This is a genomic window from Streptomyces venezuelae (assembly GCF_008642335.1).
In the GTDB taxonomy this organism is placed as follows: domain Bacteria; phylum Actinomycetota; class Actinomycetes; order Streptomycetales; family Streptomycetaceae; genus Streptomyces; species Streptomyces venezuelae_F.
This window is the reverse complement of record NZ_CP029191.1, coordinates 5568896-5582431: the sequence shown is the minus strand read 5'-3', so window position 1 is coordinate 5582431 and position 13536 is coordinate 5568896. Positions and strand designations below refer to the sequence as shown.

The 13536-nt window shown below is 71.4% G+C and carries 11 protein-coding genes; 7 read left to right on the top strand and 4 right to left on the bottom strand.

What is annotated here, in order from left to right; genetic code table 11:
* Window positions 1-44: 44 nt before the first annotated feature.
* On the top strand, window positions 45-521 hold the full coding sequence (locus tag DEJ49_RS25400; protein ID WP_150172322.1) for a MarR family winged helix-turn-helix transcriptional regulator: 477 nt from the start codon (window positions 45-47) through the stop codon (window positions 519-521).
* Between the two features lie 31 nt (window positions 522-552).
* Here the strand turns inward: DEJ49_RS25400 and DEJ49_RS25395 are convergent, their stop codons facing one another.
* Together DEJ49_RS25395 and DEJ49_RS25390 are read right to left on the bottom strand one after the other, a co-directional pair.
* Window positions 553-2001, bottom strand: coding sequence for a sensor histidine kinase (locus DEJ49_RS25395; protein ID WP_150188462.1), 1449 nt, complete (start codon window positions 1999-2001; stop codon window positions 553-555).
* A gap of 5 nt (window positions 2002-2006) precedes the next feature.
* Window positions 2007-2672 carry a response regulator transcription factor gene (locus DEJ49_RS25390; RefSeq protein WP_150172321.1) on the bottom strand — a complete coding sequence of 222 codons (666 nt, stop codon included), beginning with the start codon at window positions 2670-2672 and terminating at the stop codon, window positions 2007-2009.
* A 150-nt stretch (window positions 2673-2822) separates the two neighbouring features.
* Between DEJ49_RS25390 and DEJ49_RS25385 the strand changes: the two genes are divergently transcribed.
* Complete coding sequence (locus tag DEJ49_RS25385) at window positions 2823-3506, top strand: PepSY domain-containing protein (protein ID WP_150186261.1); 684 nt, start codon at window positions 2823-2825, stop codon at window positions 3504-3506.
* Between the two features lie 69 nt (window positions 3507-3575).
* Here DEJ49_RS25385 and meaB read toward each other — a convergent pair whose 3' ends face one another.
* Together meaB and DEJ49_RS25375 are read right to left on the bottom strand one after the other, a co-directional pair.
* On the bottom strand, window positions 3576-4535 hold the full coding sequence (gene meaB, locus DEJ49_RS25380; RefSeq protein WP_150186260.1) for a methylmalonyl Co-A mutase-associated GTPase MeaB: 960 nt from the start codon (window positions 4533-4535) through the stop codon (window positions 3576-3578).
* 57 nt (window positions 4536-4592) lie between these two features.
* Window positions 4593-5795, bottom strand: a complete 1203-nt coding sequence (locus tag DEJ49_RS25375) for an acetyl-CoA C-acetyltransferase (RefSeq protein WP_150186259.1) — start codon at window positions 5793-5795, stop codon at window positions 4593-4595.
* Window positions 5796-5933: 138 nt separating this feature from the next.
* On the opposite strand from DEJ49_RS25375, the gene mce reads away from it, so the two are divergent.
* From mce to DEJ49_RS25350, 5 genes are all read left to right on the top strand, one after another.
* Window positions 5934-6374: a methylmalonyl-CoA epimerase gene (gene mce / locus DEJ49_RS25370; RefSeq protein ID WP_150186258.1), complete on the top strand. Its 441-nt coding sequence runs from the start codon at window positions 5934-5936 to the stop codon at window positions 6372-6374.
* Between the two features lie 238 nt (window positions 6375-6612).
* The gene (gene scy / locus DEJ49_RS25365) at window positions 6613-10584 is read left to right on the top strand and encodes a polarized growth protein Scy (protein WP_150186257.1); all 3972 of its coding nucleotides are present in this window, start codon (window positions 6613-6615) and stop codon (window positions 10582-10584) included.
* Between the two features lie 182 nt (window positions 10585-10766).
* The gene (locus DEJ49_RS25360) at window positions 10767-11702 is read left to right on the top strand and encodes a hypothetical protein (RefSeq protein ID WP_055700062.1); all 936 of its coding nucleotides are present in this window, start codon (window positions 10767-10769) and stop codon (window positions 11700-11702) included.
* Between the two features lie 75 nt (window positions 11703-11777).
* Window positions 11778-12758 (top strand): ABC transporter ATP-binding protein, encoded by a 981-nt coding sequence (locus DEJ49_RS25355; protein ID WP_150186256.1) that lies wholly within the window; start codon window positions 11778-11780, stop codon window positions 12756-12758.
* Between the two features lie 3 nt (window positions 12759-12761).
* On the top strand, window positions 12762-13532 hold the full coding sequence (locus DEJ49_RS25350) for an ABC transporter permease (RefSeq protein ID WP_150186255.1): 771 nt from the start codon (window positions 12762-12764) through the stop codon (window positions 13530-13532).
* The last annotated feature ends 4 nt before the right edge of the window (window positions 13533-13536 follow it).

Sequence of the window (13536 nt, the reverse complement as noted above, 5' to 3'; positions counted from 1 at the left end):
CCACCATTCGTTCACCTTTCAACTTCTTAGGTAGAATCGATTCCATGGAGACCGAGACGGCCCCGCAGTGGCTGACCGACGAGGAACAGTGCGCCTGGCGCACCCACGTGGAGGTCAACAGGATGCTGACGTATCAGCTCGAAAAGGACCTTCAGCCGTTCAACCTGACCATGAACGACTACGACATTCTCGTGTATCTCTCCGAGTCGGAAGAGCTCCGGATGCGGATGAGCGACCTTGCCGCCGCCACCCTGCAGTCCAAGAGCCGCCTGTCCCACCAGATCACCCGCATGGAGAACGCGGGTCTGGTGCGCCGTGAGAACTGCGAGTCCGACCGCCGGGGGCTCTACACCGTCCTCACCGAGGAGGGCATGGAGACCATGCGGAAGGTGGCCCCGCACCACGTCGCCTCCGTGCGGCGGCACTTCGTCGACCTCATCTCCGACGAGGCACTCGAAGACCTGCGCAAGGCCCTGACCCCGATCGCGGAACACCTGCGCTCCCAGCGCGGCAAGCCCTGATCCGCACCGCCACCACGGCCTGGCGCACCCCTCATTCCGCCGACGACTGAGGGCCCGGCAGCCGCAGCTCGAACAGCGCACCACCGGACGGCGCCTCCCGCACCACGAGCGTGCCGCCGTGCCGCGCCGCGACGTCCCGCGCGATGGCGAGGCCCAGACCGGCCCCGCCCTCGTCGCGGGTCCGCGCGTCGTCGAGGCGTACGAACCGCTCGAAGATCCGCTCCCGCTCACCCTCCGGCACGCCGCTGCCGTCATCGGCCACCTCAAGGACCGCCCAGGCCCCGTCGCTCCGGGTGGTGACCGTGACGCGGGAGCGTGCGTGCCGCTGCGCGTTGTTCAGGAGGTTGCCGAGCACCCGCGCCAACTGGCTCCGGGAGCCCGCGACTTCGGCGCTCTTCAGCTCCGCGTGCACCTCGACGCGGTCCCGGGTGCGCTGCGAGAGCTCCTCGCGCACGAAGGCCGCCAGGTCGACGCGGCCCGCCCCCGGCTTCTCCCCCGCGTCCAGACGGGCCAGGAGCAGCAGGTCGGCGGCGAGTTCCTGGAGCCGCACGGTGTCCTCGACGGCGCCGTCGACGTCCAGCAGCTCCGGGTGCGCGGCGCCCACTTCGAGCTGGGTGCGCAGCGAGGCGATGGGGCTGCGCAGCTCGTGCGAGGCGTCCGCCACGAACCGACGCTGGCGCTCCACGGAGGTCTGCAGCGCGGTCAGCGTCTCGTTCGTGGTGCGGGCGAGGCGGGCGATCTCGTCGTGCGTGTCCGGTTCGGGCACGCGGCGCGCGAGGTCCTCCGACGCGGTGATCGCGGACATCTCCGCGGTGATCGCGGCGACCGGGCGCAGGGCGCGCCGTGTCACCAGCCAGGTGACGCCGGCGACGACCGCGAGGAGCAGCGGGAAACCGATCAGCATCGCCGTCAGCGCCGTGGACACCGCGCTCTTCTCACTGGCGAGCGAACCGCCCGCGTAGACGGTGAAGTCACCCTTCGGCGAGCTCACCTCGACGGCGGCGAAGCGGTACTGGGCGCTCTCGCCGTCGATGGTGGCGGAGCCGTCGGTGTACTTGGTCTCGTCGTCGATCTCCCCGTCCTCGCGGTCCCCGCGGTCCTCACGGTCCCCGCGGTCCTCGACGTCGCCGCCGTCCTCCTTCGCCCCCGCTCCCCCACGGCCCGGCTTCACCTGGTCGACGCCCGTGCCGCTGATCCGCTGCAGGTCGTCGTTGGCCGCGACCAGCCTGCCGTCGCCGTCGACGACCTGGACGGGCTGGTCCTCGTCGTCCGGCAGGTCCAGGTCGCCGAACGACCGGACCGTGAGGAGCTGTGAGGCGACCTTGCGGGCGGCCGAGTCGGCCCGGGAGCCCGCCTGGTCGGTGAGGTTGCCCCGCAGCGAGAGCAGCACGGCGGCGCCCGCCGCGACCAGGGCGAGGGCGACGACGAGGCTCGCGCCGAGCGTGGCCCGGGCCCGCACCGATCCGAACAGGCGGCTCATCCTGCTCATCGCGGGGCCTCCAGGCGGTAACCGGCACCGCGCACCGTCTTGATGAGGGCCGCGCCGAGCTTGCGCCGCAGCGTGCTCACGTACACCTCGACGATGTTGGGATCGCCCTCGTACGCGAAGTCCCAGACGTGGTCCAGGATGTCGCCTTTGGAGACGACCTCGCCGCTCCGCAGCACCAGCTGTTCCAGGACCGCGAACTCCTTGGCCGTGAGCGTCACTTCGTCCTCGCCGCGGAAGACGCGGCGCGCCGCCGTGTCGATCCTGAGGTCGCCCAGGGTGTGGACCGGCGAGGGGCCCGCGGTGCCGCGGCGGCGCAGCAGCGCCTTCACGCGGGCGACCAGCACGACGTACGAGAAGGGCTTGGTGAGGTAGTCGTCCGCGCCGGTGTCGAGGCCCTCGGCCTCGTCGTACTCGCCGTCCTTGGCCGTGAGCATGAGGATCGGCACGTCGTGTCCCGCGGCTCGGAGCGTGGAGCAGACGCGGTAGCCGTTCATGCCGGGCAGCATGATGTCGAGGATCACCAGGTCGTACGTGCCCTCGCTCGCGCGGTGGAGCCCGTCGACGCCGTCGTGGACGACGTCCACGGCGAAGCCCTCGGCCGTCAGGCCCTTGGCCAGCGACAGGGCCAGTCGCTTCTCGTCCTCCACGATCAACAGGCGCATGCGTTCAGGGTGGCAGAGCGAAGCTGAAGAGTTCTTCAGGCGGCTTCAGCGTGCGTTCAGGATCGCTCCGCCAGATTGGTCCGTGTCGAAAGCGAACGGCGGCGGCCCCCGGGCCGCCGCTCACACCGCCCACTTCTCGGGAGGACCCTCATGAAGCGCAACATCGTCATCGCCACCGTCGCCGCCGCGGCCCTGATCGGAGGCGGCACCGCAGCCTTCGCGACCGGCGGTGACGACGACAGCGCCGCGAGCAAGTCGAGCGTCCAGCTGAAGGACAGCGACCGCAAGGACGACCGGGACGACGACCGCGACGACGCCGCCGAGAACACCGCGGAGGCGAAGGCAGCCAAGGTGACCGCCGCCGACGCCATCAAGGCGGCCCTCGCGGACACGTCCGGCACCGCGGTCTCCGCCGAGCTCGACGACGAGGACGGCGGCCTGGTCTGGGACGTCGACATCCTGAAGGGCAAGACCTGGCACAGCGTCGAGGTCGACCCGGGCACGGGCAAGGTCCTGGGCTCCTGGGTCGACAAGGACGACGACAAGGACGACGCCGCCGAGGACGCCGCCGACGCCGCCCGCATCAACTCCGCCCTGAAGGGCGCCTCCGTCAGCGCCGCGGACGCCGCGAAGGCCGGCGCCGACAAGGGCACGGTGACCTCCGTGGACCTGGACGACGACGGCACGGCGACCGCCTGGAACGTGGAGACGACCGACGCGAAGGGCGCCGAGTCCGAGTACGACGTCGACCTGAAGACCGGCAAGGTCACGGCCGACCGCACGGACACGCACGACGACGACCACGGCGACCACGACGGTCAGGACGACGACTGACGCCCACAGGAGCACCACCGCAGGGGCGGCGTCACCGACGCCGCCCCTGCGGCATGTCTCAGCTCTCCGTCAGACGCTCTCCGTCAGGCCTTCGACGAGCTCGTCCGCCGCCGTGTACGGATCCAGCTCCCCCGCCACGATCCGCTCCGCGAGCGCGGAGAGCCGCAGGTCGCCGTGGAGCGAGCCGATGCGCTCGCGCAGGGCCGTGACGGCGATCGTCTCGACCTCGCGGGAGGCGCGGGCGACCCGGCGCTCGCCGAGGACCCCCCGCTCCTCCATCCACGCCCGGTGCTTCTCCAGCGCCTCGACGACCTCGTCGACGCCCTCGCCGCGCGCCGCGACCGTCTTCACGATGGGCGGGCGCCAGTCGCCGGGGCCGCGGGACTCGCCGAGGCCCAGCATGTGGTTCAGTTCGCGCGCGGTCGCGTCGGCGCCGTCGCGGTCCGCCTTGTTGACGACGTACACGTCGCCGATCTCCAGGATTCCGGCCTTCGCCGCCTGGATGCCGTCGCCCATGCCGGGCGCGAGGAGCACGACGGAGGTGTCCGCCTGGGAGGCGATCTCCACCTCGGACTGTCCGACGCCGACGGTCTCGACGAGGATCACGTCGCAGCCCGCCGCGTCGAGCACACGGATGGCCTGCGGCGCGGCCCAGGCGAGCCCGCCGAGGTGACCGCGGGTGGCCATGGAGCGGATGTAGACGCCCGGGTCGGACGCGTGGTCGGACATCCGCACGCGGTCGCCGAGAAGCGCGCCGCCGGAGAAGGGGGACGACGGGTCGACGGCGAGGACACCGACCCGCTTCCCCGTACGCCGGTAGGCGCTCACGAGCGCGGACGTCGATGTCGACTTGCCGACACCGGGGGATCCCGTGAGGCCGACCACGTACGCGTGGCCGGCGAGCGGCGCCAGCGCCGCCATCACTTCACGCAGCTGCGGTGACGCCCCCTCGACCAGTGAGATCAGCCGGGCCACGGCCCGCGGCCTGCCCTCGCGGGCCTGCGCCACCAGGGAGGGGACGTCCTGCATCACAGCTCCGTTCACTACGTACTACGTACGAGACGACAGCGGCCGGCCGAGGGGGGCCTAGGCCTTGGCCACCTTGACGATCAGGGCGTCGCCCTGGCCGCCGCCACCGCACAGCGCGGCCGCGCCCACGCCGCCGCCCCGGCGCTTCAGCTCCAGGGCGAGGTGCAGCACGAGCCGCGCGCCGGACATCCCGATCGGGTGACCCAGCGCGATCGCTCCGCCGTTGACGTTCACCTTTTCCGAGGACACCCCGAGGTCCTTCATTGACTGCACGGCGACGGCGGCGAAGGCCTCGTTGATCTCGATGAGGTCGAGGTCCGCGACCGCCAGGCCCTCCTTCTTCAGGGCGTGCTGGATGGCGTTGGAGGGCTGCGACTGGAGTGAGCTGTCGGGGCCCGCCACGTTGCCGTGCGCGCCGATCTCGGCGAGCCAGGCGAGGCCGAGCTCCTCCGCCTTGGCCTTGGACATCACCACGACGGCGGCGGCGCCGTCGGAGATCTGCGAGGACGTGCCCGCCGTGATCGTGCCGTCCTTGGCGAAGGCCGGGCGCAGCTTGGCGAGGGTCTCCACGGTGGTCTCGCCGCGGATGCCCTCGTCCTGGGCGAAGAGGACCGGGTCGCCCTTGCGCTGCGGGATCTCGACGGGGGTGATCTCGGCCTCGAACAGGCCGTTCTTCTGCGCGGCGGCGGCCCGCTGGTGGGACAGGGCGGCCACTTCGTCCTGCTCCGGGCGGCCGATGCCCAGGCGGGTGTTGTGCTTCTCCGTGGACTCGCCCATCGCGACGCCGTCGAAGGAGTCGGTCAGGCCGTCGTACGCCATGGAGTCGATCATTTCGATCGCGCCGTACTTGTGGCCCTCACGGGACTTGGGGAGCAGGTGCGGGGCGTTGGTCATGGACTCCTGACCGCCGGCCACCACGATGTCGAACTCGCCGGCGCGGATGAGCTGGTCGGCGAGCGCGATGGAGTCGAGGCCCGACAGACAGACCTTGTTGATGGTCAGCGCGGGGACGTTCATGGGGATGCCCGCCTTGACGGCGGCCTGGCGTGCCGGGATCTGCCCTGTCCCGGCCTGGAGCACCTGGCCCATGATCACGTACTGGACCTGGTCGCCTCCGATGCCCGCGCGCTCCAGCGCGGCCTTGATCGCGAATCCCCCCAGATCCGCACCCGAGAAGGACTTCAGGGAGCCGAGGAGACGGCCCATGGGCGTGCGTGCGCCCGAGACGATCACTGAGGTGGTGCCGGTCGTTCCTGCCATGTGCGACGACCCCTTGGGAGGAGAGGAGTTAACGAGGGTTTATCTGAATGTACTGAGCAGTACCCCCGCCGTCACCGGGCGGCGACTGTGATCGCGCGCACGTTGCGTAATCACTGCATCAAGCGCTGCACTTGAAGCATGCTGACGCGAATCGATCACATCGGGATCGCCTGTTTCGACCTCGACAAGACCGTCGAGTTCTACCGCGCGACGTACGGATTCGAGGTGACCCACTCCGAGGTCAACGAAGAGCAGGGCGTGCGCGAGGCCATGCTGAAGATCAACGACACCGGCGACGGAGGCGCCTCCTACCTGCAGCTTCTGGAACCGACCCGCGACGACTCCGCGGTCGGCAAGTGGCTGGCCAAGAACGGCGAGGGCGTGCACCACATCGCCTTCGGCACCGCGGACGTCGACGGCGACGCCGCGGCCATCAAGGACAAGGGCGTACGCGTCCTCTACGACGAGCCCCGCATCGGCTCCATGGGCTCGCGCATCACCTTCCTGCACCCGAAGGACTGTCACGGCGTCCTGACGGAACTTGTCACTTCGGCGCCCTCCGACTCCCTGGAGCACTGACCTCCCCATATCCGGGCCGGTAGGGTGAGGGGCGGCCGTCCGAAGTCGGGGCGGCCACATGCCGGGGTCCGGGTTTCGGGGGACGAGCGTCGGGGCAGCAGCCCATGCTCCGCTGTTGATCTGACACCATTCCCCCGGGGGCCTCGTTCGGCGGATGGACGGGGCTCGTTGGAGAGACGTGCGACCAGGGTTGGGGTATCCCCTGCTCGACGAGCTTGGGGAAGGATGGGACCGCGCAGTGCGGGGCTACGAACGCCAAGAGAACTCGCGGGCTGAGACCGACAGTCTGTCCCGGTTCGAGGCCGAGATGGACCGGCTGAAGACCGAGCGGGAGAAGGCCGTCCAGCACGCCGAGGACCTCGGCTACCAGGTCGAGGTGTTGCGCGCCAAGCTGCACGAGGCGCGCCGCAACCTCGCGTCCCGCCCTGCCTACGACAGCGCGGACATCGGGTATCAGGCCGAGCAGTTGCTCCGCAATGCCCAGATCCAGGCCGAACAGCTGCGCGCCGATGCCGAGCGCGAGCTGCGGGACGCCAGGGCGCAGACCCAGCGCATCCTCCAGGAGCACGCCGAGCAGCAGGCCAGGCTCCAGTCCGAGCTGCACACCGAGGCCGTGACGCGGCGCCAGCAGCTCGACCAGGAGCTGAACGAGCGCCGGCAGACCGTCGAGTCGCACGTCAACGAGAACGTGGCCTGGGCCGAGCAGCTCAGGGCCCGCACCGAGCAGCAGGCCCGCCGTCTCCTCGACGAGTCGCGCGCCGAGGCCGACCAGGCCCTGGCCGCCGCCCGCGCGGAGGCCGCCCGCGTCGCCGAGGAGGCGCGCCAGCGCCTCGCCGGTGACGCCGAGGCCGCCCGCGCCGAGGCCGAGGCCATCCTGCGCCGTGCCCGTTCGGACGCCGAGCGTCTCCTGAACGCCGCGTCGACGCAGGCCCAGGAGGCCACCGACCACGCCGAGCAGCTGCGGTCCAGCACGGCGGCCGAGACGGAGCAGGCGCGCCGCCAGGCCGCCGAGGCGAGCCGCGCCGCCGAGCAGCGCATGGCCGAGGCCGAGACGGCGCTGCGCGAGGCGCGCGCCGAGGCCGAGAAGGTGCTCGCCGAGGCCAAGGAGACCGCGACCAAGCAGCTCCAGGCCGCCGAGGGCGCCAACGAACAGCGCACGCGCACCGCGAAGGAGCAGGTCGCACGCCTGGTCGGCGAGGCCACCAAGGAGGCGGAGGCCACCAGGTCCGAGGCCGAGCAGCTGGTCGCCGACGCCCGCGCGGAGGCCGAGAAGCTGATCGCGGAGGCCGCCGAGAAGGCGCGCACGATCACCGCCGAGGAGACCGCGGGCCAGCTCGCGAAGGCGGCGCGGACCGCCGAGGAAGTCCTCGACAAGGCGTCCAAGAACGCCAAGGAGACCACGAAGGCCGCCACCGAGCAGGCCGAGCGGATCCGCTCCGAGGCGGAGGCCGAAGCGGACCGGCTGCGCGCGGAGGCGCACGACATCGCCGAGGAGCTCAAGGGCGCGGCGAAGGACGACACCAAGGAGTACCGCGCCAAGACCGTCGAGCTGCAGGAGGAGGCGCGCAGGCTGCGCGGCGAGGCCGAGCAGCTGCGGGCCGACGCGGCCGCCGAGGGCGACCGCATCCGCAGCGAGGCGCGGCGCGAGGCCGTCCAGCAGATCGAGGAGGCGGCCAAGTCCGCCGAGGAGCTCCTCGCCAAGGCGAAGGCCGACGCGGATGAGCTGCGTACGGCCGCGACCACCGAGAGCGAGCGGGTCCGCGCCGAGGCCGTCGAGCGTGCCACGACGCTGCGCACGCAGGCCGAGGAGACCCTGGAGCGCACCCGCGCGGAGGCCGAGCGGCACCGCGAGGAGGCCGCCGAGCAGGCCGAGGCCACGAAGTCGGGGGCCGAGGAGGCCGCGCGGGCGCTGCGCGAGGAGACCGAGCAGGCCATAGCGGCCCGGCAGGCCGAGGCCGCCGAAGAGCTGACGCGGCTGCACACGGAGGCCGAGGAGCGTCTTTCGGCCGCCGAGCAGGCGCTGACCGACGCCCGCGCGGAGGCCGAGCGCATCCGCAAGGAGGCCGCGGACGAGACGGACCGGCTGCGCACGGAGGCCGCCGAGCGGATCCGTACGCTCCAGTCGCAGGCCGAGACGGAGGCGGAGCGGCTGCGCACGGAGGCCGCCGCCGACGCGTCACAGGCCCGCGCGGAGGGCGAGAACATCGCCGTGCGCCTGCGTTCGGAGGCCGCCGCCGAGGCCGAGCGACTGAAGACCGAGGCGCAGGAGTCCGCCGACCGCGTGCGCGCGGAGGCCGCTGCCGCCGCCGAGCGCGTGGGCGCGGAGGCCGCCGAGGAGCTGGCCGCCGCGCAGGAGGAGGCGGCGCGCCGTCGCCGCGAGGCCGAGGAGACGCTGGGCTCCGCCCGCGCGGAGGCCGATCAGGAGCGCGAGCGGGCCCGCGAGCAGAGCGAGGAGCTCCTCGCCTCCGCCCGCAAGCGCGTCGAGGAGGCGCAGGCCGAGGCGATCCGGCTGGTCGAGGAGGCCGACCGGCGCGCGACCGAGATGGTCTCGGCCGCCGAGCAGCACGCCCAGTCGGTACGGGACTCCGTCGCCGGTCTGCACGAGGCGGCGCAGGAGGAGGTCGCGGGCCTGCGTTCGGCCGCCGAGCACGCCGCCGAGCGCACGAGGACGGAGGCGCAGGAGGAGGCCGACCGCGTCCGCTCCGACGCCTACGCGGAGCGGGAGCGCGCCACCGAGGACGCCAACCGCACCCGGCGCGAGGCGACGGAGGCGTCGGAGGCCGCGAAGGCCCTTGCCGAGCGCACCGTCTCGGACGCCATCGCGGAGGCCGAGCGGATGCGTTCGGACGCCTCGGAGCACGCCCAGCGGGTGCGCACGGAGGCGTCGGACACCATCGCGCAGGCCGAGCAGGACGCGTCCCGTACGCGCGCCGACGCCCGCGAGGACGCCAACCGCATCCGCAACGACGCCGCGAGCCAGGCCGACACGCTGATCGGCGAGGCCCGCAGCGAGGCCGAGAAGCTGCAGTCCGACACGGCCGCGGAGGCCGAGCGGGTCCGTACGGAAGCGCTGGAGCAGGCGGAGCGGCTGCGTGCCGAGTCCACCGCGGAGGCGGAGCGCCTCAAGGCCGAGACGACGACCGAGGCGGAGCGGGTCCGCGCGGAGTCGGTGGCGAAGGCCGAGAAGCTCATCGCGGACGCGTCGGGCGACGCGGAGCGGCTGCGCGCCGAGGCCGCGGAGACGGTCAACTCCGCGCAGCAGCACTCCGAGCGGATCCGCAACGAGTCCGAGCGGGTCAAGGCGGAGGCGGCGCGGGAGGCCGAGCGGCTCACGTCCGAGGCGCGCGAGGAGGCGGAGCGGACCCTCGACGAGGCCCGTCAGGCCGCCAACAAGCGCCGTCAGGAAGCGGCCGAGCAGGTCGACACGCTCATCACGGAGGCGGCCGCAGAGGCGGAGAAGCTGACGGCGGACGCGCAGGAGAAGGCGCTCAAGGCGACGACGGACGCCGAGGCGCAGGCCGACACGATGGTGGGCGCGGCCCGCAAGGAGGCCGAGCGGCTGGTCGCGGCGGCGACGGTCGAGGGCAACTCGCTGGTGGAGAAGGCGCGTACGGACGCGGACGAGCTGCTGGTCGGTGCCCGTGGCGACGCGACCGCCATAAGGGAGCGCGCGGAGGAGCAGCGCGACCGTCTGACGGCCGAGATCGAGGAGATGCACGAGCGGGCGCGCCGGGAGTCCGCGGAGGCGATGAAGACGGCGGGCGAGCGCTGCGACGCGCTGGTCAAGGCGGCGGAGGAGCAGCTGGCCGAGGCCGAGGCGAAGGCGAAGGAACTCGTCTCGGACGCCAACTCCGAGGCGAGCAAGGTCCGTATCTCGGCCGTGAAGAAGGCCGAGGGTCTCCTGAAGGAGGCCGAGGCGAAGAAGAGCGAGCTGACGCGCGAGGCGGAGCGCATCAAGGCCGAGGCCGAGGCCGAGGCGACGCGCATGGTCGAGGAGGGCAAGCAGGAGCTGGAGGTCCTCGTCCGCCGTCGCGCCGACATCAATGCGGAGATCTCCCGTGTCCAGGACGTGCTGGAGGCGTTGGAGTCTTTCGAGGCCCCGTCAGGCGGTGCGAAGACCGGGCCCGGCAGCGGCTCGGCCGCGGGTGGCGTCAAGGCCGGAGCCGCGGCAGGGTCTACACGTTCGAGTGGGAAGCAGTCGGATGGGTAGCCAAGGAGCATTGCCCGTGCTCTGAAAGGACCTTTGGCCCTGTCCCTGGCAAGCACTCCCGCGGTTGACCACTCAAAAGGGGTGTCATTCTCCAGATCAAACGGGCATCTGCTCGATGACACGCCGCTTGGACCCCTAGGATTCCCTCTATCACCTCACCGGTCTCATTCGACAGGAACCCCATGAGCGACACTTCCCCCTACGGCTTCGAGCTTGTGCGGCGTGGGTACGACCGCGCTCAGGTGGACGAACGTATCTCCAAGCTCGTCTCCGACCGTGACAGCGCTCTTGCCCGCATCACTGCTCTGGAAAAGCGCATCGAGGAACTGCACCTCGAGACGCAGAACGCCCAGGCCCAGGTCGCCGACGCCGAGCCGTCGTACGCCGGTCTCGGTGCCCGCGTCGAGAAGATCCTCCGCCTCGCGGAGGAGGAGGCGAAGGACCTGCGCGAGGAGGCCCGGCGCGCCGCCGAGCAGCACCGCGAGCTCGCCGAGTCCGCAGCCCAGCAGGTGCGCAACGACGCCGAGTCGTTCGCGGCCGAGCGCAAGGCCAAGGCCGAGGACGAGGGCGTCCGGATCGTCGAGAAGGCCAAGGGCGAGGCGAGCGCGCTGCGGGCCGAGGCCCAGAAGGACGCGCAGTCCAAGCGTGAGGAGGCCGACGCCCTCTTCGAGGAGACCCGCGCCAAGGCCGCCCAGGCCGCCGCGGACTTCGAGACGAACCTCGCCAAGCGCCGTGAGCAGTCCGAGCGTGATCTGGCCTCGCGTCAGGCCAAGGCGGAGAAGCGCCTCGCGGAGATCGAGCACCGCGCGGAGCAGCTGCGTCTGGAGGCCGAGAAGCTGCGTACGGACGCGGAGCGCCGCGCCCGTCAGACGGTGGAGACCGCGCAGCGCCAGGCCGAGGACATCGTGGCCGACGCGAACGCGAAGGCGGACCGCATCCGTTCGGAGTCCGAGCGCGAGCTCGCCGCTCTGACGAACCGTCGCGACTCCATCAACGCGCAGCTGACGAACGTGCGCGAGATGCTGGCGACGCTCACGGGTGCGGCTGTGGCTGCCGCCGGGACGCCTGCCGAGGACGAGCCGATCTCCCGTGGGGTCCCTGCGCAGCAGACCCGCTGAAGCGCTCCGTCAGGACAGCGAAGCCCCCCCGCCACTCCGGTGGCAGGGGGCTTTGTCCCGTTTTAGCGTTGCCGCATGATTGAGCTCGAGGGGCTGACCAAGCGGTACGGCGAGAAAATGGCCGTCAACAACCTGACCTTCACCGTCCGGCCTGGCATGGTCACCGGCTTTCTCGGGCCGAACGGGGCGGGGAAGTCCACGACCATGCGCATGCTGCTCGGCCTCGACAACCCGTCGGCCGGCTCCGTCCGCATCGACGGCCGGCACTACGCGCAGCTGAAGGACCCCCTCAAGTACATCGGCGCCCTGCTCGACGCCAAAGCGATGCACGGCGGCCGCAGCGCCTACAACCACCTCCTGTGCCTCGCGCAGAGCAACGGCATCCCGCGCGCCCGCGTCGCCGAGGTCCTGGACACCGTCGGCCTGACCGCCGTCGCGAAGAAGAAGGCCAAGGGCTTCTCGCTCGGCATGGGCCAGCGCCTCGGCATCGCGGGGGCGCTCCTCGGCGACCCCGAGATCCTGATGTTCGACGAGCCCGTCAACGGCCTCGACCCCGAGGGCATCCACTGGATCCGCAACCTGATGAAGTCCCTTGCCGCACAAGGGCGTACGGTCTTCGTCTCCTCGCACCTGATGAGCGAGATGGCGCTCACCGCCGACCACCTCGTCGTCATCGGACAGGGCCGCCTCCTCGCCGACATGTCGATGTCCGACTTCATCCGGCGGAACTCGCGGTCGTACGTCAGACTCCGCTCCCCACAGCGCGAACGCCTCCTCGACGTCCTGCACGAGGCGGGCATCACCGCGGTCGAGGCGGGCAACGGCGCCCTCGAAGTGGACGGGACGCCGGCCGAGGAGCTCGGCGAGCTCGCCGCGAGCCGTCAGCTGGTCCTCCATGAACTGAGTCCCCAGCAGGCCTCCCTGGAAGAAGCCTTCATGCAGCTCACCGCGGAGTCGGTCGAGTACCACGCGCACACGGGCGACACAGCCGCACAACCGCCCCCGCCCGGCGGCTGGGGCGACGGCTGGCAGCAGCAGCAGCGAAAGGGGGCCTGAGCGATGGCCGCGACACAAATACTGCAATCCGAGTGGACCAAGATCCGCTCGGTCTCGTCGACCATCTGGACGCTCGGCCTCGCCTTCGTCGTCACGATCGCGCTCGGCACGTTGATCAGCATCCTGTCCAAGAACGACTACGACGGGCTCGACGCCAAGGACAGGCTGACCTTCGACCCGACGTACATCAGCTTCGCCGGGATGTCCCTCGGCCAGCTCGCGATGATCGTCTTCGGTGTGCTCGTCGTCGCGAACGAGTACAGCACCGGCATGATCCGCACCTCGCTCGCCGCGGTCCCGCAGCGCGCCACGTTCCTGTTCGGCAAGATCGCCGTGGCGACGCTGCTCGCGTTCGTGGTGGGCCTGGCCACCAGCTTCGTCACGTTCTTCGTGGGGCAGGCGATGCTCGGCCCGTACAAGGCGCACCTCGGTGACCCCGGTGTGCTGCGTGCCGTGATCGGCGGCGCGCTCTACATGACGCTGATCGCGGTGTTCTCGATGGGCGTCGCGGCGATGCTGCGCAGCCCGATGCTCTCCCTCGGCATCCTGATGCCCTTCTTCTTCCTGATCTCCAGCATCCTCGGCAACGTATCGGCGACGAAGAAGATCGGCCGCTTCCTGCCGGACCAGGCCGGGAGCAAGATCATGCAGGTCAAGTCGCCGTTCGACGACGACACCCCGTACGGGCCGTGGGGCGGTCTCGCGATCATGCTGGCGTGGGTGGTGCTCGCGCTGATCGGTGGGTACGTACTGCTGAAGAAGCGGGACGCGTAGCGGC